Origin of the sequence: Pseudomonas sp. NPDC088890, from assembly GCF_044900155.1 — a bacterium.
Classification (GTDB): Bacteria; Pseudomonadota; Gammaproteobacteria; order Pseudomonadales; family Pseudomonadaceae; genus Aquipseudomonas; species Aquipseudomonas urmiensis.
The window spans coordinates 408,345-431,125 of record NZ_JBJDNG010000004.1; the positions used below are offsets into that span (position 1 = coordinate 408,345).

23 protein-coding genes are annotated in these 22,781 nt (G+C 62.0%); 5 read left to right on the top strand and 18 right to left on the bottom strand.

Annotated elements, in window-relative coordinates:
* The first annotated feature begins 95 nt into the window (after positions 1–95).
* Positions 96–1,313 (top strand): argininosuccinate synthase, encoded by a 1,218-nt coding sequence (locus ACI2JX_RS12050; protein ID WP_027594196.1) that lies wholly within the window; start codon positions 96–98, stop codon positions 1,311–1,313.
* A 243-nt stretch (positions 1,314–1,556) separates the two neighbouring features.
* Here ACI2JX_RS12050 and ACI2JX_RS12055 read toward each other — a convergent pair whose 3' ends face one another.
* Positions 1,557–2,027, bottom strand: coding sequence for a hypothetical protein (locus ACI2JX_RS12055; protein WP_404690137.1), 471 nt, complete (start codon positions 2,025–2,027; stop codon positions 1,557–1,559).
* A gap of 335 nt (positions 2,028–2,362) precedes the next feature.
* Between ACI2JX_RS12055 and ACI2JX_RS12060 the strand changes: the two genes are divergently transcribed.
* A complete protein-coding gene (locus tag ACI2JX_RS12060) occupies positions 2,363–2,989 on the top strand; it encodes a response regulator (RefSeq protein ID WP_404690138.1) in 627 nt (208 codons plus the stop codon).
* A gap of 110 nt (positions 2,990–3,099) precedes the next feature.
* Here the strand turns inward: ACI2JX_RS12060 and ACI2JX_RS12065 are convergent, their stop codons facing one another.
* The 7 genes from ACI2JX_RS12065 to metG all read right to left on the bottom strand — a co-directional run bounded on the left by ACI2JX_RS12065 (position 3,100) and on the right by metG (position 8,793).
* A complete protein-coding gene (locus ACI2JX_RS12065; RefSeq protein ID WP_186556213.1) occupies positions 3,100–3,279 on the bottom strand; it encodes a PA3496 family putative envelope integrity protein in 180 nt (59 codons plus the stop codon).
* Between the two features lie 104 nt (positions 3,280–3,383).
* Positions 3,384–4,022 carry an endonuclease III gene (nth, locus tag ACI2JX_RS12070; protein ID WP_404690139.1) on the bottom strand — a complete coding sequence of 213 codons (639 nt, stop codon included), beginning with the start codon at positions 4,020–4,022 and terminating at the stop codon, positions 3,384–3,386.
* A 4-nt stretch (positions 4,023–4,026) separates the two neighbouring features.
* On the bottom strand, positions 4,027–4,551 hold the full coding sequence (locus ACI2JX_RS12075; protein ID WP_404690140.1) for an Rnf-Nqr domain containing protein: 525 nt from the start codon (positions 4,549–4,551) through the stop codon (positions 4,027–4,029).
* Entirely contained in the window at positions 4,544–5,146 is a 603-nt protein-coding gene (locus tag ACI2JX_RS12080) for an RnfABCDGE type electron transport complex subunit G (RefSeq protein ID WP_404690141.1), read from the bottom strand. The genes ACI2JX_RS12075 and ACI2JX_RS12080 overlap by 8 nt, the downstream gene beginning before the upstream one ends.
* Positions 5,143–6,114, bottom strand: a complete 972-nt coding sequence (locus ACI2JX_RS12085; RefSeq protein ID WP_404690142.1) for an RnfABCDGE type electron transport complex subunit D — start codon at positions 6,112–6,114, stop codon at positions 5,143–5,145. Before ACI2JX_RS12085 ends, ACI2JX_RS12080 begins: the two co-directional genes overlap by 4 nt.
* On the bottom strand, positions 6,111–6,659 hold the full coding sequence (locus ACI2JX_RS12090; protein WP_404690143.1) for an Rnf-Nqr domain containing protein: 549 nt from the start codon (positions 6,657–6,659) through the stop codon (positions 6,111–6,113). The genes ACI2JX_RS12085 and ACI2JX_RS12090 overlap by 4 nt, the downstream gene beginning before the upstream one ends.
* 91 nt (positions 6,660–6,750) lie before the next feature.
* Complete coding sequence (gene metG, locus ACI2JX_RS12095) at positions 6,751–8,793, bottom strand: methionine--tRNA ligase (protein ID WP_404690144.1); 2,043 nt, start codon at positions 8,791–8,793, stop codon at positions 6,751–6,753.
* 155 nt (positions 8,794–8,948) lie between these two features.
* Between metG and apbC the strand changes: the two genes are divergently transcribed.
* On the top strand, positions 8,949–10,043 hold the full coding sequence (gene apbC, locus ACI2JX_RS12100) for an iron-sulfur cluster carrier protein ApbC (RefSeq protein ID WP_368971398.1): 1,095 nt from the start codon (positions 8,949–8,951) through the stop codon (positions 10,041–10,043).
* Between the two features lie 145 nt (positions 10,044–10,188).
* Here apbC and ACI2JX_RS12105 read toward each other — a convergent pair whose 3' ends face one another.
* Entirely contained in the window at positions 10,189–10,398 is a 210-nt protein-coding gene (locus tag ACI2JX_RS12105; RefSeq protein WP_043197576.1) for a cold-shock protein, read from the bottom strand.
* Positions 10,399–10,725: 327 nt separating this feature from the next.
* Between ACI2JX_RS12105 and dcd the strand changes: the two genes are divergently transcribed.
* Entirely contained in the window at positions 10,726–11,292 is a 567-nt protein-coding gene (gene dcd, locus ACI2JX_RS12110) for a dCTP deaminase (RefSeq protein WP_186556221.1), read from the top strand.
* A gap of 97 nt (positions 11,293–11,389) precedes the next feature.
* The gene (locus ACI2JX_RS12115) at positions 11,390–11,614 is read left to right on the top strand and encodes a hypothetical protein (RefSeq protein WP_186556222.1); all 225 of its coding nucleotides are present in this window, start codon (positions 11,390–11,392) and stop codon (positions 11,612–11,614) included.
* On the opposite strand, the gene pdeM is transcribed toward ACI2JX_RS12115, so the two are convergent.
* The 9 genes from pdeM to ACI2JX_RS12160 all read right to left on the bottom strand — a co-directional run bounded on the left by pdeM (position 11,615) and on the right by ACI2JX_RS12160 (position 22,779).
* Entirely contained in the window at positions 11,615–12,274 is a 660-nt protein-coding gene (gene pdeM / locus ACI2JX_RS12120) for a ligase-associated DNA damage response endonuclease PdeM (RefSeq protein WP_404690145.1), read from the bottom strand. It abuts the gene before it with no gap.
* A 61-nt stretch (positions 12,275–12,335) separates the two neighbouring features.
* The gene (locus ACI2JX_RS12125; protein ID WP_404690146.1) at positions 12,336–14,786 is read right to left on the bottom strand and encodes a ligase-associated DNA damage response DEXH box helicase; all 2,451 of its coding nucleotides are present in this window, start codon (positions 14,784–14,786) and stop codon (positions 12,336–12,338) included.
* Positions 14,787–14,850: 64 nt separating this feature from the next.
* Complete coding sequence (locus tag ACI2JX_RS12130; RefSeq protein ID WP_404690147.1) at positions 14,851–15,966, bottom strand: succinylglutamate desuccinylase/aspartoacylase family protein; 1,116 nt, start codon at positions 15,964–15,966, stop codon at positions 14,851–14,853.
* Between the two features lie 97 nt (positions 15,967–16,063).
* A complete protein-coding gene (locus tag ACI2JX_RS12135) occupies positions 16,064–17,722 on the bottom strand; it encodes an ATP-dependent DNA ligase (protein WP_404690148.1) in 1,659 nt (552 codons plus the stop codon).
* Complete coding sequence (locus tag ACI2JX_RS12140; RefSeq protein ID WP_404690149.1) at positions 17,719–18,735, bottom strand: ligase-associated DNA damage response exonuclease; 1,017 nt, start codon at positions 18,733–18,735, stop codon at positions 17,719–17,721. Before ACI2JX_RS12140 ends, ACI2JX_RS12135 begins: the two co-directional genes overlap by 4 nt.
* Before the next feature lie 263 nt (positions 18,736–18,998).
* Positions 18,999–21,437 (bottom strand): penicillin acylase family protein, encoded by a 2,439-nt coding sequence (locus tag ACI2JX_RS12145; protein ID WP_404690150.1) that lies wholly within the window; start codon positions 21,435–21,437, stop codon positions 18,999–19,001.
* A gap of 179 nt (positions 21,438–21,616) precedes the next feature.
* Positions 21,617–21,820 (bottom strand): SEC-C metal-binding domain-containing protein, encoded by a 204-nt coding sequence (locus ACI2JX_RS12150; protein WP_033694179.1) that lies wholly within the window; start codon positions 21,818–21,820, stop codon positions 21,617–21,619.
* 6 nt (positions 21,821–21,826) lie between these two features.
* Positions 21,827–22,300 (bottom strand): LEA type 2 family protein, encoded by a 474-nt coding sequence (locus tag ACI2JX_RS12155; protein WP_186556229.1) that lies wholly within the window; start codon positions 22,298–22,300, stop codon positions 21,827–21,829.
* A 2-nt stretch (positions 22,301–22,302) separates the two neighbouring features.
* The gene (locus tag ACI2JX_RS12160) at positions 22,303–22,779 is read right to left on the bottom strand and encodes a YchJ family protein (RefSeq protein WP_264236349.1); all 477 of its coding nucleotides are present in this window, start codon (positions 22,777–22,779) and stop codon (positions 22,303–22,305) included.
* Between the last annotated feature and the right edge of the window lie 2 nt (positions 22,780–22,781).

Sequence of the window (22,781 nt, forward strand, 5' to 3'; positions counted from 1 at the left end):
GTCGCTTTGTCGTCAGAAGCTGTCGCCCCACTGTAAATTTGTCACTGACGCCGGTAGAATCAATCGCTTTCCGTACAACCCCGTGGAGTGATGGCATGGCGGACGTAAATAAGGTCGTACTGGCGTATTCCGGCGGCCTTGATACTTCGGTGATTCTCAAGTGGCTGCAGGATACCTACAACTGCGAAGTGGTGACCTTCACCGCTGACCTGGGGCAGGGCGAGGAGGTCGAACCGGCCCGCGCCAAGGCTCAGGCGATGGGCGTGAAAGAAATCTACATCGACGACCTGCGCGAAGAATTCGTGCGTGACTTCGTATTCCCGATGTTCCGCGCCAACACCGTCTACGAAGGCGAGTACCTGCTGGGTACTTCCATCGCTCGTCCGCTGATTGCCAAGCGCTTGATCGAAATCGCCAACGAAACCGGCGCCGACGCTATCTCCCACGGCGCTACTGGTAAAGGCAACGACCAGGTGCGCTTCGAGCTGGGTGCCTATGCGCTCAAGCCTGGTGTCAAGGTCATCGCCCCATGGCGTGAGTGGGACTTGCTGTCCCGCGAAAAACTGATGGACTACGCCGAGAAGCACGGCATCCCGATCGAGCGCCACGGCAAGAAAAAATCACCGTACTCGATGGACGCCAACCTGCTGCACATCTCCTACGAAGGCGGTGTCCTGGAAGATACCTGGACCGAGCACGAAGAAGACATGTGGCGTTGGAGCGTCTCGCCAGAGAACGCACCAGACCAGGCAACCTACATCGAGCTGACCTACCGCAATGGCGACATCGTTGCCATCGACGGCGTCGAGAAGTCCCCGGCTACCGTGCTGGCTGACCTGAACCGCATCGGCGGCGCCAACGGTATCGGTCGTCTGGACATCGTCGAAAACCGTTACGTGGGCATGAAGTCGCGTGGCTGCTACGAGACCCCAGGCGGCACCATCATGCTGCGCGCTCACCGCGCCATCGAGTCGATCACCCTCGACCGTGAAGTCGCTCACCTCAAAGATGAGCTGATGCCAAAATACGCCAGCCTGATCTACACCGGTTACTGGTGGAGCCCAGAGCGGGTCATGCTGCAGCAGATGATCGATGCGTCCCAGGTCAACGTCAATGGCGTGGTTCGCCTGAAGCTGTACAAGGGCAACGTCACTGTTGTTGGTCGCAAGTCGGACGATTCACTGTTCGATGCTAACATCGCGACTTTCGAAGAAGACGGCGGCGCCTACAATCAGGCCGATGCTGCTGGCTTCATCAAGCTCAACGCCCTGCGTATGCGGATTGCCGCTAACAAGGGCCGCTCGCTACTGTAATAACGCGCTGTTTTGAAAAACCCGGCCTTGCGCCGTAATGCTGTTCACTTAAGGCCCTTGTCGCCTGCTTTGGGGCCGCTCTGCGCCCCTTCGCGGGCAAGCCCGCTCCCACAGGTATAGCGCCGCTCGGTTGGTCGGCGCCGTACCTGTGGGAGCGGGCTTGCCCGCGAAGGGGCGCAGAGCGGCCCCAAAATCATCTTAAGTGAACAGTATTACGGCCTTGCGCCGGGTTTTTTGTCTCTGTCAAAAGTCAGCCAGTTCCTCGTCGTCGGCAACCGGGTGAACAATCAACTTGATGCGCATGCGTGTATCCAAATTACACAAGGTCCAACTCCGGGGCTGCGCGTGAGGGTGGCTGAGAGTCCGCAAAATGTGAGTTTCGATGAACTTCTGCGCTTCAGGGCCAGACAAGGCAATAATTTGACTGTTTTGGTCTGGGGCGTGTAATGAAGGCTGCGCAGTAATGTTCGCAGGGGGCACAGAGTGTCTGTCGGCGGTGGAGGGTGAGGGGGGCTGGTATAGAGAGCGGTGATTGAAATTCAGCGTCAGAAAAAACAGCACCGTTAAGAAGAAGGGGAAGCCGACCAAAAACCAAGTGTAGATTGTCTGACTGCTTTCAGAGAGAAACGGCAGCGAAGCCAAGGCCGAGGCTTCAACGATGCCGGCAAAGATGGCGATGAGCGTCAATGGACCCAGGCCCTTTTCAATGTTCATGACTGCAGCCTTACATTGGATTTTTTTATATGTACCTGTAATGACGTTTAAAAACAAAAGGAAGTCATTCCCATGGGCAAGTGGGGATGGCGGGTGCCAATTGATTTCTGGCTTCTGCTGCTTCGGTTGAGTGAGTGCTACCAGGCGAGTGCTTAGAGATGTTGGACCTAATTATCAACGGTTAAACAACTTGCCCACTCCTTGTTTGTAGGACTATTCCTTATTTTATGTAGTACTCATCTTTGCATGCGTTTAAAGGGCAATTCATAGACCCATTGAAGGTTCTCCTCGGTTATTGTTACGCCTGCAAAAAATAACGAATCAATGGATATCGCATGAATAAAGTGCTTATCGTGGATGATCATCCTGTTATCCGCCTGGCCGTGCGCATGCTGATGCAACGGCATGGCTATGAGGTGGTGGCGGAAACTGATAATGGTGTGGATGCCCTGCAATTGACACGGGAGCATCTACCCGACATCGTCGTGCTGGATATCGGCATCCCCAAACTGGATGGGCTCGAGGTGATTGCGCGGATGACCTTGGCCAGTCCTGGCAGTAAAGTGCTGGTACTCACCTCGCAGGCACCTGGGCATTTTTCGATGCGTTGCATGCAGGCTGGCGCCGCCGGATATGTGTGTAAACAACAAGAGCTGACTGAACTGCTCAGTGCCATAAAGGCGGTATTGTCCGGCTACAGCTACTTTCCCAATCAGGCGTTGCACAAGACCCGTGGAAGTCTGAATAACGGTAGTGAGGTGGAAATGGTCGAGCGTCTATCGGCCAGGGAAATGATGGTGCTGCAGCAATTGGCGCGGGGTAAAAGCAACAAGGACATTGCCGATAGCATGTTTCTGAGTAACAAGACCGTCAGTACCTACAAAACACGTTTGCTGCTCAAGCTCAACGCTCGCTCGTTGGTCGATCTGATAGAACTGGCACAGCGTCATGGCCTGGCCTGACTAAGCAACTAGAGCCCAAGCCAAGGGGCCGCTGCGCGGCCCGATCGCAGTCTGCGATTGGGCTGCACGCAGCCCCAGCTACAGGCTTGCGCAGAGTAAGATTCGATGCGTTACAAGTCGTAGTCGTAGTCGGACAGCTGGCGCTGCAGGCGGCGCTCCTCGAGCATGTTATCAATGGTGCGGCGTTTACTCAGGTTGGTCTTTGCGGTTTCCACTTGAGGCTCTGCTTCGTCATCAGCGGAAGCGGTGAAATCATCGTCGATCGACAGCTCGTCTTTATCGGTGCTCATGAGTTACTCCAAGCCAAAGGGCCATTGGGCGTCCTTATAACGAGAAACTCGATCGCGGTAAAAAAGATTTTTTCAATCGTTCGACGGTGTTTTCACCTATTGGCTCAATCATCGGAGGTCTTGTGCTTGTACTCGCACAGGTCCTCGATCCGACAGCTACCACAGCGCGGCTTGCGCGCCTGGCAGACGTAGCGGCCGTGCAGGATCAGCCAGTGATGAGCATCGAGCAGGTAATCTTTGGGAACGAATTTCATCAATTTCTTTTCCACCTCCAGCACGGTCGTGCCTGGTGCGATGCCGGTTCGATTGCTGACCCGAAAGATATGCGTGTCGACAGCCATCGCCGGCTGGCGGAAAGCGGTATTGAGCACCACATTGGCGGTCTTGCGGCCAACTCCCGGGAGTGCTTCGAGCGCTTCACGGGTTTGCGGCACCTCGCTTCCATGTTGCTCAATCAACAAACGACAGGTCTCGATAACGTTCTTAGCTTTGCTGTTGAACAGGCCGATGGTGCGGATGTACTCGCTCAAGCCTTCGACCCCTAGCGCATAGATCGCCTCAGGTGTATTGGCAACCGGATACAGGCGTGCAGTGGCCTTGTTGACACCGACATCAGTGGCTTGGGCAGACAGGATCACTGCGATGAGCAGCTCGAAGGGCGTGGTGTAGGCCAGTTCAGTCTTCGGATCAGGATTGTCTTCGTGCAGCCTGCGAAAAATCTCCAGGCGTTTGGCAGCATTCATGGGGTCAACGAATTCCTTGACGACGTGAAGGGGCAGGCCCCGGACGCAGGCGATTGTACAAGGCAAGCAGCAGGCCGAGCAGTATCAATGCACCTGGAGCCAGATTGGCCAGGTATAGATCAGTGCTGCTCGTCAGCCACTGGCGCAGCGCACCGAGCAACAGGCCGGCTGTGACGAAGCCAGCTAGATGCAGGGCCAATGAGCGCCATCGTGCTTGCTGGGGTAATAGATGATCGGCTGCCAGGCATTGCACGCTGAGCAATAGCGGGTAGTGACCGAGCGCCAAGGCCAGCGGTAGTGCCCAGGCATGCAGGCTCATATGTAGGCAGCTGGTCAGTGCTGCGATCAGCAGGACGCTCGCCAGCAGGTAGAGATAGCCGCTGAGCTGCCGGCGCAAGGGCGTCAACAAGGCTTGATGCGAGACCATCAGCAGAACCGCACAGCCGCAGATTGCCGCCGCCTGGAGCAGTGTGCGGGTCGCGCCCAGCAAGGGCACCAGACTGACGCTGAAAAACCACAATCTATTCATCAGGATTGCCTTCGATCAGGGCGGCGCGGTGTTCGTCGAAGTAGCGCAAGGCATCTTGCAAGGCATCAATCACCGCGCGAGAGGTAACCGTAGCCCCTGCCAGCTGATCGAAATCCCCCTGATCACGTTTGATCGCCCAGGCATCCGAGTGCGTGCGGCCGATAAATTGATCCAGCCAGCGCAGAGCAGGGTCGACTAGGCGATCACCCAATCCAGGGCTTTCCTGCTGGTGCAATACCTCAATGCCAAGCAGCCGCCCATTTGCCGCAACGGCAATGGCCAGCTCTATCGGCCCGGCATAGCCTTGAGTACGGCTGCGCAACACCACTGCTATCGGTTTTGCCGACAGGGTGGCGCGAAAGCCCGCAAGTAGCTGGCTGTGGGCAAGCTGGATATTTTCCAGGTGCAGTGGGGCCTGCAAAGGATCGTTGTCGTAGCTGTCAGACGGCAATACCGCCAGCCACTGACGGCTCTGCAACTCGCGCTGTGTTTGCTCGATGGGCTTCTCTGTGAGCTGCCACCAGGCCACCGTCACCGCCAGCGACAAACTGCCGACCAGTGTCAGCACCAAGGCCTGACGTGCCACGCTGTTCATGAAGTCGCCTGCTGCCGGCGCATCGCCAGACGCTCAAGGGACGGCACTGCAAGGTTCATCAGTAAAATGGCGAAGGCGCTGCCGTCAGGGTAGTTGCCCCAAGTCCTGATCAGATAGATCAACAACCCTGCACCAACGCCGAACAGTAGCCGCGCCAGCGCAGGCTTGGGGCCGGACACGGGCTCGGTAGCGATAAAGAAGGCGGCCAGCATGGTCGAGCCGCTGAACAGGTGCAACAGTGGTGAGCCATGGGAGTCGGAGCCCGAACCGTTCCAGCCCAGCAGGCTGAACACTAACAGCCCACCCAGTAGGCCCACTGGCGCGTGCCAGCTGAAGACCTTGCGCTGCAGCAAAAAAAGCCCACCGAGCAGAAATGCCAGGTTGACCCATTCGCCAGGGCGGCCGCCAATGCTGCCAAATCCTGGATGCCTGGCGAACAGCTCTTCGATGGTCAAGCTGCGGTTGTGGCGCAGGCCATCGAGTACGGTGGGCTGGGCCCAGGCATCGATGCTGGCGTTGCCAAACACCAGTTGCAGGCTTTCTGGTAATCCCGGTATCGGTCCCGGCCAATGGTTCATCTGCAGCGGGAAGCTCAAGAGCACGAAGGCGTAACCGACCATTGCCGGATTGAACAGGTTGCGTCCAACTCCGCCAAAGGCTTGCTTGCCAATGCCGATGGCGACACTTGCGCCTAGCACTGGAAGCCACCACGGCGCATAGGGCGGTAAGGCCGCTGCCAGTAGCACTGCCGTGACCAAGGCGCTGCCATCGACTAGCGAAGGCAACAGCTGTTGCCCGCGCAGCTTGAGTAGCAAGGCTTCGCTGGCGCTGGCAGCGCAGGCGCACAAGATCAGATTGAACAGTACGCCCCAGCCTTGTAGCCAGAGCAGTGCCAACAGGCCCGGCACGCAGGCGAGCAACACCTGGCCCATGGTCGTGCGCAGTCGTGGGTCAGGCGCCGGGCTCATGTGGTGAACAATCCATTGAGGCCAGAAAACGCCATGGCCATGATTCCGGCGGCCAACAGCTCGATGGGCAGGCCGCGCAGCGTGACCGGCACGTCTTCATGCTGGCAGCGCTGGCGCAGGTCGTCGAACAAGGCCAGGGCCAGCCAAAATCCCAGCCCACCGAGCAGTCCCCAGACGAGGGTGGTCACCCAGTCACTGCGCTCGGCGCTAAGCTGCAAGGCCAAGCCAAGGGCCGTTACATTCAAAAGCAATGCCGGGCGCATCTGTGCGATGGGCCATGCTGGCCTTAGGCGGGCAAGCAGGGTTGGCCAGCCCCAGGCAATACTCGCCAGCAGCGGCAGCAGCGCCAACAGTTGCAGGTGCTGTATCTGCAAGGGTGTGAAAATGAGGCTCTCGAGCAGCTTCGCACCGAGCAACCCAAGTAGTATCAGCACCGCGCTGGAGAGGCCCAACGCATGCACTTGCAGCTGCGAGTCTGCACCCTTGTGCAAGAACAGGTGATTGATCAGCGCAGCGCTGACCAGAACCAGGACGTAGTCGCTCATGAGAATGCCGAAAGCCGTGGGCTGCACTGAGTATATCTGGCACTGCGGCGGGGAATGAAAAAGCCCCGGCGCAAAGGCCGGGGCTGGAGACTTACTTGATGCGTTGACCCGGCTTGGCGCCGCTGTCTGGGCTGAGCAGGTAGATCTCTTCACCGCCAGGGCCGGCAGCCATGACCATCCCTTCGGACATGCCAAAGCGCATTTTACGCGGCTTGAGGTTGGCGACCATCATGGTCAGGCGGCCTTCCAGCTTGGATGGGTCAGGGTAGGCCGACTTGATGCCGGAGAATACGTTACGGCGCTCGTCACCGATGTCCAGGGTCAGTTGCAGCAGCTTGTCAGCGCCTGGTACAGCCTCGGCCTTGACGATCAACGCTACGCGCAGGTCGACGGCGGCGAAGGTATCGAACTCGATTTCTGCCGACAGTGGCTCTTTGCTCAGCTCGCCGTTACCGGCAGGTGCGCTGGAAGTCTGCGAGGCGAGCAGGTCTTCCTTGCTGGCGGCGACCATGGCTTCGACCTTGGCTGGCTCGATCCGGCTCATCAGTGGTTTGAAGGCGTTCAACTGATGGTTTTCCAGGCGCGACAGGTGATCGTTCCAGGTCAGTGGTGCGACATTCAGGAACGCCTCGGCATCGGCTGCCAATACCGGCAGTACTGGCTTGAGGAAGATCACCAACTGACGGAACAGGTTGACGCCCTGGGCGCAGATCGCCTGCACTTCGTCCTGTTTACCTTCTTGCTTGGCCAGCGACCATGGCGCCTTGTCGGCGATCCAGGCGTTGGCGCGGTCGGCCAGGCCCATGATCTCGCGCATGGCGCGGGCAAAATCGCGCGCTTCATAGGCTTCGGCGATCGACGGTGCCGCGGCGAGGAACGCCTCGCTCAGCTCCGGCGCGGCGTCGCCCGCTACCAGTACACCTTGGTTGCCCTTGTGGATGAAGCCTGCGCAGCGGCTGGCGATGTTCACCACTTTGCCGACCAGGTCAGAGTTGACCTTCTGCACGAAGTCTTCCAGGTTCAGGTCCAGGTCATCGACGCCACGGCCCAGCTTGGATGCGTAGTAGTAGCGCAGGTATTCCGGGGCCAGGTGATCGAGGTAGGTGCGCGCCTTGATGAAGGTGCCGCGCGACTTGGACATCTTCGCGCCGTTGACGGTCAGGTAACCGTGCACGTTGATCGCGGTAGGCTTGCGGAAGCCTGCGCCTTCAAGCATGGCTGGCCAGAACAAGGCGTGGAAGTTGACGATGTCCTTGCCGATGAAGTGGTACAGCTCGGCGCTGGAGTCTTCTTTCCAGAACGCATCGAAGTCCAGTTCCGGACGGCGTGCGCAGAGGTTCTTGAAGCTGGCCATGTAGCCGATCGGTGCGTCCAGCCAGACATAGAAGTACTTGCCAGGCTCGCCAGGGATCTCGAAGCCGAAGTATGGGGCATCGCGGGAGATGTCCCACTCTTGCAGGCCCGAGTCCAACCATTCGGCGAGTTTGTTGGCGACCGCATCCTGCAAGGTGCCGCTCCGGGTCCATTGCTGCAGCATGGCCTGGAAGTCTGGCAGCTTGAAGAAGAAGTGCTGGGAGTCTTTAAGGACCGGAGTGGCACCAGAGATGGCCGACTTGGGGTTCTTCAGCTCGGTGGGCGCGTAGGTGGCGCCGCACTTTTCGCAGTTGTCGCCGTACTGGTCTTCGGCCGCACATTTAGGGCAGGTGCCCTTGATGAAGCGGTCGGCCAGGAACATACCCTTCTCAGGGTCGAAATACTGGGTGACCGAGCGATTGGCGATGTGGCCGGCTTCGCGCAGACGGGTGTAGATCAGGCTCGACAGCTCGCGGTTTTCTTCGCTGTGGGTCGAGTGGAAGTTGTCGAAGTCGACCAGAAACTCGGCGAAGTCGCCGCTGTGCTCGGCCTGGACGTTGGCAATCAGCTGCTCTGGGGTGATGCCTTCTTTTTCGGCACGGAGCATGATCGCCGAGCCATGGGCATCGTCAGCACAGACATAGATGCACTGGTTGCCACGTAGCTTCTGGAAGCGAACCCACATGTCCGTCTGGATGTACTCCAGCATATGGCCAAGGTGGATTGAACCATTGGCATAGGGCAGGGCGCTGGTGACGAGAATCTGACGTGGCTCGGACATGGTGGCTCGGCTACTTATCTGGCTACGGAAAAAAATGGATGATCGGCCACTATAAAGGGCTGGCGAATATATTTCACCCCAAGCACGCATCTCTAGACGATTGACGGGTTAGCATAAGCGTCTGTTCCATATTCAGTTTGCCAATGGGAGTCTCCATGAGTGCCGTCACACGTGCCGCCGTCGAAGGCGTGCTCCGCCAGTACACCGACCCATACCTGAACCAAGACCCGGTCAGTGCCGGTTGCGTGCGCGCCATCGATATCCAGGGCGGGCAGGTCAAGGTCCAGCTGCAGCTGGGTTATGCCGCAGGCCTGTTCAAGAACGGCTGGGCCCAGGTATTGGAAACGGCCATTGGCAATCTTGACGGGGTGGAGGCTGCGCACGTGGCCATCGACTGCGTGATCGCTGCGCACAAGGCCCAGGCGCAAGTCCCGGGCATGGCCAACGTCAAGAACATCATCGCCGTGGCATCGGGCAAGGGGGGGGTGGGTAAATCGACCACTGCCGCCAACCTTGCCTTGGCCCTGGCCCGCGAAGGTGCCCGGGTAGGTATTCTGGACGCCGACATCTATGGCCCGAGCCAAGGGGTGATGTTCGGTATCGCCGAAGGTACCCGTCCGCAGATCCGTGACCAGAAGTGGTTCGTGCCGCTCAACGCCCACGGCGTCGAAGTGATGTCCATGGCGTTTCTGACCGACGACAACACACCGATGGTCTGGCGTGGTCCGATGGTGTCCGGAGCGCTGCTGCAACTGGTGACCCAGACCGCCTGGGATGATCTTGATTACCTGGTGATCGACATGCCACCCGGCACTGGCGACATCCAGCTGACTCTGGCGCAGAAAGTGCCGGTGGCAGGTTCGGTGATCGTCACCACCCCGCAAGACCTGGCGCTGCTCGATGCCAAGAAGGGCGTGGAAATGTTCCGCAAGGTCAACATTCCGGTGTTGGGTGTGGTCGAGAACATGGCCGTGCATATCTGCTCGAACTGCGGGCATGCCGAGCATCTGTTCGGTGAAGGCGGTGGCGCCAAGCTGGCCGCCCAGTACGGGGTCGAAGTGCTGGCCTCGCTGCCGCTGTCGATGCTGATCCGTGAGCAGGCCGATAGCGGCAAGCCTACTGCGATCGCTGAACCTGAAAGCCAGATCGCCATGGTCTATCAAGAGCTGGCGCGGCACGTCGGTGCGCGGATCGTGCAGCAGGAAGCCGCAGCACCGGCAATGCCCAATATCACCATCAGCGAAGACTGACCGTGGGAGCGGGCATGCCCCGCGATAGCGTCGCACGTGCTGACGCTGTCGTAGGCCAGCCCGCTGCTACTGCCCAGCAGCTGGATGTTTTTGCAGGCACAAAAAAACCCGCCAAAAGGCGGGTTTTTCTTGAAGCTAAACTGGATTAGGCCAGTTGAACTTCTTCAGCCTGCATGCCTTTCTGGCCGCGGGTAGCGACGAAAGTAACAGCTTGGCCTTCTTTCAGGGTCTTGAAGCCGTCAGCTTGGATGGCTTTGAAGTGCACGAACAGGTCGTCACCCGACTGAGGGGTGATGAAGCCGTAGCCTTTCTCATCGTTGAACCACTTGACGGTACCGGATTGACGGTTGGACATGTGTCTGTCTCCTTGGACAAAGTAAATTTCGGCACAGGAAACGCCCTGGCCGGACTGAGTGCAAAGAGTAGGAAAATTCAGCGATGGGCCGATGGAAATCGTGCATCAAACTAGAGATTCTCGGTGTCACGTGCAGCACAGTGGCGTCACCTTAACCCACTTTCCGCGACCTGCCAATGGTCAAAAGCCGGTTTGATGAAATTCGGATCGACGGCGGCCGCAAGCCCCGTCCGACGCGGGATACGGCATGGAACTTTAACCCAGACGCCGGGACCGGTAAGATGCGCATCTTGTTTTTTACCTCGCACTCTCAGGACACCCCCCGCCATGAGCATCAAATCGGATAAGTGGATTCGCCGCATGGCGCAGGAACACGGCATGATCGAACCGTTCGTCGAGCGCCAGATGCGCGGCGAAGCAGATAGCCGGGTGATCTCCTTCGGCGTCTCCAGCTATGGCTACGACGTACGCTGCGCTGACGAATTCAAGGTCTTCACCAACATCAATTCGGCCACCGTCGATCCGAAGAACTTCGATGCCGGCAGCTTTGTCGACGTCAAGAGCGACGTCTGCATCATCCCGCCCAACTCCTTTGCCTTGGCCCGCACCGTCGAGTACTTCCGCATTCCACGCAATGTGCTGACCATCTGCCTGGGCAAGAGCACCTATGCCCGCTGCGGCATCATCGTCAACGTCACCCCGCTCGAGCCCGAGTGGGAAGGCCATGTGACCCTCGAGTTCTCCAACACCACCACGCTGCCGGCGAAGATCTACGCCAATGAAGGCGTGGCGCAGATGCTGTTCCTGGAGTCCGACGAAGAGTGTGAAGTGTCCTACAAGGACCGCGGTGGCAAGTACCAGGGCCAGCGTGGCGTCACCCTGCCGCGCACCTGAGCCGACGAGCGCGGGGAATTCCTGCCCCGCCTGGCACTCCAACGAGTGAACAGTTCCAGCGCGCATGACGTGCGCTGGCTCTCGTCAGGAGCTGTCTATGAAACTCAATCCCGCAATCAGTGCGAAGCTGGCCGTCTTGCAGCCCAACCAGATCGGGTTGCTTGCATGGTCACTGCTGGCCCATCCGCCGCTGCAAGCCGGTGGCGTGCCGCACCAGCCTGATCCCGACACCCCGCAGCCGCCCGAACCTGGTGAGCATCCACCGATGGAACCGGGCGAGCCAACTTTGCCCGATGAGCCGCCTCCTGCCCCTGTAGCCTGATCAGCGCTGCAGCGCCCAGACCTGCTCAGCCCCCGCGACGAACACGCGGGTGGCGGCGTGTGGCTCGACCGTCCAGCCGCCGGTGAATTCACCAAAGGCGGGCAATAGGCTGACATTGTCATCGATCAGAAAACACGGCAGGCGCAAGCGCTGTCGGGCTCTGCCGCGCAGTATGAAGACCGGATGAATGTGCCCCGCCAGCACGGGGTGGGTTGGGTTCGCAGTCGGTTCGTGCTGCAAGGCGAAGGGCGGCAGAAGCCAGGGTTCATCCTTGATCGCGATGTCCAGCTCTGCTGGCGGATCCCCAGCGTGGCGGTCGTGATTGCCGCGCACCAATACCATTTGCAGGTGGCGATGGCGCTGGCGCCAAGCCGTGAGCTTGGCGACGATTGTGGGTGCGCGCGCCGGGCGCGCATGGAGAAAGTCGCCCAGCACGATCAGCTGCTCGCAATCGTAGGCATCGAGCAACGCATCCAGTCGGGCAAGCGTGGCGTCGGTGGTGCCGCGAGGCACCGGTTGATGCAGCGCGCGAAAGCTTGCGGCTTTGCCGATGTGCACGTCGGCCACCAGCAAGGCGCGTCGGGCAGGCCAATACAGGGCCTTGTCCGGTAGCAGCCAGAGGGTTTCGCCACAGTGTTCGATTACCAGGTGCTGGCCCATGACACTCCTTCAGGATCGTTGACGATGTCCAACGCTTGGTAGCTCATCGGTCTGGCGCCCCTCAGCCTCTATCTGCCACTTTTTCCAGGTCAGCGACCATCCGCGCAATGCGATCGGCCAGTTTCTCGGTGCTCAACGTCTCGCGCATGCCTTCGACCAACAGCGCAAACGCCAGCGGCCCGGGCCGGCGCAGAGCGCGTAAATCCAGGCGCAGCCTGCTCATCTTCAGCAGTTGCCGATGCAGCCGTTCGATCTCCAACTCCTCGCGCAACACTTCATCGCGCGCCTGGCCCAGCAGCAGATTACCCGCGTCATGCTTGCGAAACACTTCATAGAACAGGCCGCTGGATGCCTGAATCTGCCGGGTACTTTTTTGCGCCGCCGGATAGCCGCCAAACACCAAGCCGGCGATCTGGGCGATTTCGCGAAAGCGCCGCAGGGCCATTTCGCCGGCGTTCAGACTGGCCAACACGTCCTCCAGCAGGTTATCGGTGGACAGCGCCGGAGGTAGGTAGCTGGCCCAATCGACAGCGCTCGGGCTGAGCAGCTCGAAGCCATAGTCGCTAACGGCGATCGACACCGACAGTGGCTGCACCCGGCTGACTCGCCAGGCCAGCAGATTGGCCAGGCCCAGGTTGGCCATGCGTCCAGCGAAGGGGTAGAGGAACAGGTGAGAGCCCTGGCGCGAGGTGAGCGTCTCGGCCAACAGCGTCTGCTCGGTGGGCAGCACTGACCACGTGTGTTGCAAGGTTAGCAAGGGACGCACGGCGCGCATCTCCGGGCCGTTGAAGTGGCCGTGGGCGGCGGCGTCCAGCTGGGCGACCAGGGCATCGGCCAGTTCGCTGGAAAGCGGCATGCGCCCGCCATTCCAGCGCGCTACCGCGGCCTTGCGCGAGGTGCTGCGACGCACGTAGGCGGTCATGTTCTCGACCCGCACCAGCTCCAGCACGCGGCCAGCGAACACCAGGGTATCGCCGGGGCGCAAGCGGGCGATGAAGGCCTCTTCGACACTGCCCAGGCTTTTGCCACCGCCACCCTTGCTCCAGTACTTGAGGTTGATACTGGCCTCACTGACGATGGTGCCGATGCCCATCCGGTGGCGGCGGGCCAAGCGCTCGCTGGCCACTCGCCAGACACCATCCGGGTGGGCGACTACGCGCTGGTAGTCAGGGTAAGCGCTGAGTGAGTCGCCACCGTGGCGGACAAAGTCCAGCGCCCATTGCCACTGGCTATCACGCAAATCGCGAAACGCCCAGGTGCTGCGCACTTCCTGGAGCAATTGCTCCGGTCGAAAGCCACTGCCCAAAGCCATGCTGACCACATGCTGGACCAGCACATCCATGCTTAAGCGCGGCGACTGACGAGCCTCGATCTGGCCGGCTGCCAGGGCGTGACGGGCTGCTGCGGCTTCCACCAGTTCCAGGCTGTGGGTAGGCACCAGGGTGATCCGCGAGGCCCGCCCCGGCGCATGCCCGGAACGCCCCGCGCGCTGCAGTAGCCGGGCTATGCCCTTGGCCGAGCCAATCTGCAGCACACGCTCTACCGGTAGAAAGTCCACGCCCAGATCGAGGCTGGAGGTGCAGATGACCGCCTTGAGCGTGCCCTGCTTGAGACTGCGCTCGACCCAGTCGCGGGTCTGTCGTGCCAGCGAGGCGTGGTGCAGGGCAATCAGTCCAGCCCAGTCGGGGCGCTGCTCGAGCAGGGCCTGATACCAGAGTTCGGCTTGCGCGCGGGTATTGGTGAACACCAGGCAACTGGCGCTGGCGTCAATTTGCGCGCTGACCTGAGCGAGCATCTTCAGGCCCATATGGCCCGCCCAGGGGAAGCGTTCGATGGCCTCCGGCAGCAGGGTGTCGACCTCAAAACGCTTGTCTTGCCTGCCCTCTATCAGTACGCCGGCGCCAGGCAGCAAGACTTCGCGGGCGTGCTCCAGGTTGCCGAGGGTGGCCGACAGCCCCCAGACCACCAGCTCCGGCCGCCAGCGGCGCAAGCGCGCCAAGGCCAGTTGCAACTGCACGCCACGCTTGTTGCCGAGCAGTTCGTGCCATTCGTCCACGACTACCATGCGCAGTGCAGAAAAGTCTTCAACCGCATGTTCGCGGGTCAGCAACAGGGTGAGGCTTTCGGGTGTGGTGATCAGGGTGCTGGGCAAGCGTCGAGCTTGGCGCGCTCGCTCCGAAGCGCTGGTATCGCCACTGCGCACGCCCACGCTCCAGTTCAGCTCCAGGTCGTCCAATGGCGTCTGTAAGGCGCGCGCGGTGTCTGCTGCCAGGGCGCGCATAGGGGTGACCCACAGGACCTGTAGCGGCGCTGGTTGGCGTGCAGTGCCTGCTTGGGCAAAGGCGCGCAGTGCCGCCAGCCACACCGCATAGGTCTTGCCAGCGCCAGTGCTGGCATGCACCAGGCCTGACTCACCTCGCTCGACCGCCGCCCAGACCTGGCGCTGGAAAGCGAACGGTTTCCAGCCGCGGGCGGTAAACCAGGCGTTGGCAAGGTCGGTCGAGGCGCTCATGCGGCGGATCCGTCGAAGGCTGTGCTTCTACAGACCGTTGGCCGCGGCGATTGGTTTTACTCGATCAATTACCCAGCAGGTAGCCGCTACGGCAGATCTCTTCGCCGGCGACATGAGCGATGACCATTCCGCTGGTAGCCATCCGCCGCACGCTACGTGCGTACAACAGCCCGGCCTGGCTGTTGCGTAGCGCGGTCACGCGATCGCTGAGCGGATCAATCACCTCGGCGATCAGTTGCCCGGCTTCCAGGTACTGGCCAGGTTTGGCGTGGAACACCAGCAGGCCGCCCAGCGGCGCGGTGACCGGCTCAACCGCAGCCAGCGGCGAGGCTGGGTAGGGTAGTGCAGGCAGAGGCGCGGGCTGGCCATCGATGACGCCGGCATGGGTGAGGAAGTCGATGATCGCCTGGCTGTCCTTGCTCGCCAGTTCGTGGCTGACATCGGCCTGGCCGCGCAGCTCGACAGTCACCGAGAAGCTGCCCTGCGGGATCGGGAAGCGTTTGCCGAAACGTTGCTGCAACTGCCACCAGACCAGGCTGAAGCATTCATCGAACGACTGGCCGCCAGAGTCGGTGGCCAGCAGGCTGGCCTGGGCGCCGAGGTAGCGTGCCAGCGGCTCGACCTTGGGCCAGGCCTCTGGGGTGGTGTAGAGATGCTCGACCGCTTCGAAATCGCAGTGCAAGTCGAGCACCATGTCGGCATCGCAGGCTAGCCGTTGCAGGCACAGGCGCTGCGACTGCAGCGGCGTGCGCGCCGGGTGAGCGTCCAGGCCGCGGCGCAGGTACTCGCGGATCAAGGCAAGGTTATGCGCCGGGTCATCGGTCAAATGGCCTTCGATCTGGTCACCGATGCTGTCTGACAGATCAACGAAATTGCGGTTGAAATTCTCCCCGCTCTGTAGCTCGAAGCGCCCCAGTGGGGCGTCGAGCAGCACCTGCTCCAGACCCACCGGATTGGCCACCGGCACCAAGGCAATCGCCTGGCGCAGTCGGCCTTGCTGCTCAAGCTCCAGCAGACGCTGCTTCAAGTGCCAGGCCACCAGCATGCCGGGCAGCTCGTCGGCGTGCAGCGAGGCCTGGATGTAGACCTTGCCGCCCCCGCGTGGGCCGAAGTGGAAACTGTGCAACTGGCGGGTGATGCCCGGAACGGGCGACAGCAGGTCGTGGGTCGAGTGGTGCATGGTGGTCCTGGTAGGCGTTGGGTTGAACGGTCTGCGATTGAAGATAGAAGCATAAACTTGGCGATTGCGCATGTTGTCAGTGGCTTTGCGCTGTCAATCACGCCAGCAATGCTTGCAGGGTGCCCAGGTCATCCGCCTCATCCACCGGCTTGTCCAATCGCCAGCGCAGCATTCGCGGAAAGCGCACGGCAATTCCGCTCTTGTGCCGCTTGGACAGGGCGATGCCCTCGAAGCCCAGTTCGAACACCAGGGTAGGGGTTACGCTGCGCACCGGCCCGAAGGTTTCCACCGTCGTCTTGCGAATGATCGCGTCAACCTTGCGCATCTCTTCGTCACTAAGCCCCGAGTAGGCCTTGGCGAAGGGCACCAAGCTGCGCTGGGCAGTGCCAGCAGGCGCATCCCAGACGGCAAAGGTGTAGTCGCTGTACAGGCTGGCGCGCCGGCCATGGCCGCGTTGGGCATAGATCAGTACCGCATCGACGCTGAATGGATCGATCTTCCACTTCCACCACACGCCCATGTCCTTGGTGCGCCCGACCCCGTAGAGCGCCTCGCGCTGCTTGAGCATCAAGCCTTCCACTCCTAGGCTGCGTGACTGCTCACGCTGGCGGGCGAGATCGGCCCAGTCATCCCCTTGCAACAAGGGCGAGAGCAGGACAGGTGCCAGTGGGTATTGCTCCACCAGCCGTTCCAGCTGCGCGCGACGCTCGTGCTGGGGCCGGTTGCGCCAGTCCTGGTCCTGCCATTCGAGCAGGTCGTACGCTTGCAGTACCACCGGCGCATCGGCCAACAGTTTCTTGCCCAGGGTCTTGCGGCCGAGGCGCTGCTGCAACAAAGCGAATGGTTGCACTGCCACTTCTGCGGCCGTTGCGCCAGGTTTCCAGACCAGGATCTCGCCGTCGAGCACGCAGCCATCGGGCAAGGTCGAGGCGAGGCTGTGCAGTTCGGGGAAGCGCTCGGTCACCAATTCCTCGCCCCGCGACCAGATCCACAACTGGCCATCACGCTTGACCACCTGGGCGCGGATGCCATCCCATTTCCACTCCACTTGCCAGTCGCTGGGCGGGCCGAGCAGCCCAGCGAACTGCTCGGTAGGTGCCTGCAACGCGTGGGCGAGAAAGAACGGGTAGGGCTGCCCGCCACGCTGGCTGTGCTCATCGGCAGACTCGGCAGCGATCAGCTTCAGGTAACTGTCGGCGCTCGGTTTATGGCTCAGGTCGGTATAGCCGACCATCCGCTGCGCTACGCGCTTGGCATCGAGCTCGGCGAGCTGAGCCAGGGCGCGGGTGACCAGCAGCTTGGAGACGCCAACCCGAAAGCTGCCGGTGATCAGCTTCAGGCACAGCATCAGGCTTTGCCGGTCGAGCTGTGCCCACAGCTGTGGCAGGCGTTCGCGCACCGCCTCCGGGGGCTGGCCACGCAGCGGTAGCAAATGCTGCTCGACCCATTCGGCCAGACCTTGCTCGCTGCCGTGGGGGTTGTCCGGCAGCAGCAGGGAAATGGTCTCGGCCAAGTCTCCCACTGCTTGGTAGCTTTCTTCGAACAGCCAGTCCGGCAGGCACGACAGCTCGATGGCAAGTTCACGCAACAGCCGCGTCGGCACCAACTGCCGGGGGCGGCCGCCGGCGAGAAAATACACCGCCCAAGCCGCATCCTTGGCCGGCGCCTGGCTGAAGTAGTCGCGCAGGGCCTGCAGCTTGGCATTGCTGGAAGTGGTCGCGTCCAGGCGCAGGTAGAGCTCGGCGAAGGCCTTCATGGCGAAGTCTGCTCGGTGCTGGCGTCGTCTTCGTCGCCGTATTCGGTGACGAATCCGCGGGCATCCAGCCCGCGTTCACTCAGGTAGCGCACTAGCACGTTGACCGAGCCATGGGTCACCATCACCCGCTCGGCCCCGGTTTGCTCGATGGCCCAGAGTAATCCAGGCCAGTCGGCGTGGTCAGACAAGACGAAACCACGATCCACCCCGCGCCGCCGACGGGTGCCGCGCAGGCGCATCCAGCCGCTGGCGAAGGCGTCGCTGTAGTCGCCAAACCGTTTCATCCAGCTGCTGCCGCCAGCAGACGGTGGCGCCAGTACGATGGCCTGACGCAGCAGCGGATCGCTACGGGTAAAGTCACCGGCATAGTGGGTTTCGGGCAGGGCCACCCCGGCTTCGCGGTAGACCCGGTTCAGCGGCTCGACTGCGCCATGCACAAGAATCGGCCCTATGCTTGCATCCAGCCCATGCAGGATGCGTTGCGCTTTGCCGAAGGCGTAGCAGAACAGCACGCTGGCCTTGCCCTGATCGCGATTGGCCCGCCACCAGCTGTTGATCTGCTCGAATATCACCGCCTGTGGCGGCCAGCGGTAGATCGGCAGGCCGAAGGTCGATTCGGTAATGAAGGTGTGGCAACGCACCGCCTCGAAGGGCGCGCAGGTGGCGTCGGGCTCGACCTTGTAGTCGCCGGAGGCCACCCACACCTCGCCCTGGTATTCCAGGCGCACCTGGGCCGAGCCGAGCACGTGCCCAGCAGGATGCAAGCTCAAGGTGACGCCGTGGTGATCGAGGCGCTCGCCGTAGGCCAGGGTCTGTAGGTTGATGTCCGCGCCCAGGCGGCTGCGCAGAACCCCCGCGCCGGGTTCGGCAGTCAGGTAGCGCGCATTGCCGGTGCGCGCGTGGTCGCCATGGCCATGGGTGATCACCGCGCGCTCGACGGGGCGCCACGGGTCGATGTAGAAATCACCGGGCGGGCAGTACAGGCCTTCGGGGCGGGCGATCACAAGATCCATGGCAGGCGCGCTGGCTAGGGGTTACCAAGTAGGAGCGTGGGCTGACAGGGGAAGTTCGCTTGGGTTGGCAGATCTTGGGGCCGCTTTGCGCCCTTCGCGGGCAAGCCCGCTCCCACAGGTACGGCGCCGACCGTCCGAGCGGCGCTATACCTGTGGGAGCGGGCTTGTCGGAGCGCCGAACCGCCGCGAAGGGGCGCAAAGCGGCCCCAAAGCAGGCGACAAGGGCCTTAAGTGAACAGCATTACGCCCATTTCGTTGTCTGCTTACTTGCCCGGCACCAAGGTCAGGCGCTGGCTGCCATAGGCCCGAGCAAAGTTCTGCGGCTGGATGGGCAGGCTCATGAACCGCCCCTTGAACCAGGCATCCAGGCCATCAGCGTAATGCCGGCTGGCCGGATTACCGGACTGGCCACTGCTGGTCAGCAGCTGCAAGGGCTCTGCCTGGCCGAAGTCGACGATCATCCGCGCCGAGGCCGGCAGTTGCGTGTCGAAGTTGCGCCCCCAGCCATACGGGGTCATCGCCAAGGTGCTGAAATCACCACCGGCGGCGATTGGCGCCCGGCTGATGGCATCGCCCAGGCCATGGTAGTTGGCCGCTGGCCAGCGGTACTGGTGCAACTTGCCCCATTGCCAGGCGCGACGGTCAGCGCCCAGTTGCGCAGTGCCGGCATCCACTGCGCCGGCCAGGCTGCGAGCGAGGATGGTGGGTTTGTCTTCTTTGCCTGAAGTGCTGCGGTCATCCCAGAACGGGCTGTCTTCACGGCCCAGCAGATGGTCGGCCTGGGCCGAATAGGACAACTGGGCGTTGCTGACGAATGCCTGCCAGGCGGGGCTGGACTCAGGGCCAAGCTCGTCGAGGAAGGTTTGCCGGGCCACTTCCTGCAAGAACAGCTCGTACAGCGCGGCATCCGCCGACACCGGGCTCAGGCGGCCATCGAAGGCCTTGAGCCGGGCCAGGGCGTCGCGGGCCTTGTCGCGTTGTGCTCCGGGCAGGGCATCGATGGCCTGCTTGAGCGGTTGGGCCATGCCTGGAGCGTCGAACATCTGCTTGAGTTTGTCCGCAAGCAAGGTGACCTGGTCGTTCTGCAGCGCCATCAGGCTGCGGCTGTCATGACGGCCGTTACCTGCCAACTGCGCCAGGCGCTCGGCGCGCTCCGGGTAGTACCAGGTGTTGGACAGCTGCATGCCATAGCCCTTGGGCAGGCTGCGCTGGTTGGCGTGGCCGATCCAGCCTGCTGGCGGGTCCTGATCGTAGGGGTGCAGCATCGGGTCGGCATAGCCGTCCCAGTCATACCGCCCGTCCCAGCCTGGCGAGGGCAGCAGGCCCTGGCCTTCACGGCGATTGGGGTAGCGGCCGCTGACCTGCCAGCCAATGTGCTGGGGCTCGGCGAAGACAAAGTTCAGGGCGGCTGCACCGACCTCGCGGGTGCTGTCAAAGGCGCGCTCAACGTTGGCCGCACGGGTCAGGTCAAACAGCGCATCAAGGCTGCGATCACCCTTGAGCTGCGGCAGGCTCAGGGCCAGGCCCAGGCCGTTAGTGCCCGGCTGGCCGAGCAGGGTGCCGTGGCGGGTGTCGTACATGACTTCGCGCAGCGGGCGCTGGCCGCGGGCGAAGAAGGTTTCGCTACGGGCGCGGGCTTGCAGCCACTTGCCGTCGGCCAGGTAGGTCAGTTGGGTGCCCTGGCGGCGGACCTGTTCCAGGTACAGGTCCTGGTTGTCGGCCATGACCGCACTGCTGCTCCAGGCCAGCTTGCCGTTGTAGCCGCCGAGCAGAATCGGCAATCCTGGCAGCGACAGGCCGGCGACCTGGTACTTGCCGGTATGAATCTGAACCGGGCTCAGCGCCCAGGCGGCGCGACTATCACTGGCCAACAGGCTCTTGCCACTGCGGCTGCGCTGCGGGCCCAGGGCAAGGTTGGCCGAGCCTGGGCTGCCAAGCAGGCCGAGGTCGGCCAGCTTCTGGCTGGCACTGGCCAAGGCTGCCAGGCCTGGCAGTTGGCTAGCCAGATTAAGGCCCTTAAGCTTGTCGACTTCAGCTTCGGCCAGCGGTTCGTCCGGTGCCCCCGGCAGCAGCCAGGCCAGCTTGTCGCTGCCGACTTTTTGCGCAAGGGTCAGGGCTGCCAGCTCTTCCTGGACATTCACCGATTGGCTAAAGGCATACAAGCTGAATACAAGGGCCGAATCCTCGGGCTTCCAGTATTCCGGGCGATAGCCACTGCGGGCGAGCTCGGCCGGCAGTTTGTCGCGGTAGCGGAACAGGTAGGCGTTGACCCCGCGCGCATAGACCTCGAAGAAGCGCTTGAGCCGCGGCGAGGCATCGGCGTACAGCTGGGCTGCGTTCTGCTTGAGATTGGCGGCGCGCATCAAGCGGTCGATATCCAGCGCCTCGGGGCCTGCGAGTTCGGCCAAACGGCCCTGGGCCAGCAAGCGCATGCTGATCATCTGCTCGATGCGATCACCGGCATGCACGTAGCCCAGGCTGAACAGCGCATCGTGGAAGTTGCTGCTCTCGATCAGCGGCGCGCCCATGGCGTTGCGGCGTACCGAAACGTTCTGCGCCAGGCCCTTGAGTGGCTGCACGCCAGTGGTCGGTGGCACGCTGTCCTGATAGCCGCCCATCTGGCAGCCGGCGAGACCGAACAGGCTGAGCAGCGCCATGGCGGCGAAGCGGGGACGGATGGGAGGAAAGGCGGGCGCGGCCATGACAAGGCTCCTGCAAGGCGTGGCGGGGTTCGAAAGGCGCTAAGGTAGTGAGCGAGGGGGCGCCATGCAAGGTGCTGCAAAGCTTTATTTTCGTGGGGCTGCCCAGTGGTCGCCGGGCGGGAGATCGAGCTGCGCTCGTTCGCGGGTAAACCCGCGAAGAGGCCAGTACCGGGCGTGGATCAGGCGCCGTGGCACTTCTTGAATTTTTTCTCGCTACCGCACGGGCATGGGTCGTTGCGGCCAACGTCCTTCAGGGCGTTGCGCACCGGCTCCTGGTGGCCGTGGTTGCAGTGCGGGCCGTGCACATGGCCATGGTCGTGATCGTGGTGGTGATCATGATCGTGGTTGCAGTCAGGGCCATGGACATGGGGTTGTTGAGTCATTGCGGGTCACTCCGGGTTGAAATCGCCGGGCATTATCTCACCACTTCGCGACAAGTGCAGGCTTCGCCAGATGATCAGCCCGGTATTGAGCTCAGCCTGCAGTTGATAGCGCAGCGGCTGGCGGCTCTTGAGTAGCTTGGCCAGGGGCTTGAGGTGCTGCCAGAGGTTGGTTCGCGCGGTGATCTTGAAGGTCCGCCGGGCGTGCCCGCCGACACTGCGCCAGACGCTGGTTTCATCCTCCACCAGGGTCAGCTGATTGAGCCGCAGCGAATACCCCAGGTTGCGAATGAACAGGCGACTGTCGTTAGGGTTGTCGACCCGCAGGTGCAGCACGAACTCCTGCTGGTGCAAACGCGCCTTGACGGTCTCGACCTTGACCAGATGCACCTCAGGTTCGCGCCAGTCGTCGCCCCCCCAGCTGGCACAACCGGCTACCAGCAGCACCAGGCTGAGCAGCAGCAGGCGGGCCAGGGCGCTCATGCTCAGCTACCGACGTAACTGGAACAGCATTTCTTGAATTTCTGCCCGCTGGCGCAGGGGCAGGGGTCGTTGCGCGTGGCCTTCAGGCCTACGGTCGGGTCGATGAAGTACCAGCGCCCATCCCGTTGGACGAAGGCCGAGCGTTCGCGATGGGCATGCTCGCCTTGTGCATCGTGCCAGCGCGCGGTGAAGGTGACGAAGGCATGCTCGGGTTGGCCGCCGAGCACCTCGGCGCTCTCCACTTCCAGGCCCAGCCAGGTACTTTGCGCGCTCCACGCCGCGATGGCGTCGCGATCCAGGCCCGCTTGCTGGGCAGGCAGGGTGGTCGCCACCAGGTAGTCGATCAGGCCCAGTACATAGGCGCTGTAGCGCGAACGCATCAACGCCTGCGCGTCGGGGGCCGGGGTACCGGAATGATAATGCCCGCAGCAGGCGTCGAGCAGGTTGCCGCTGCCACAGGGGCAGACCGAGACACTCATCA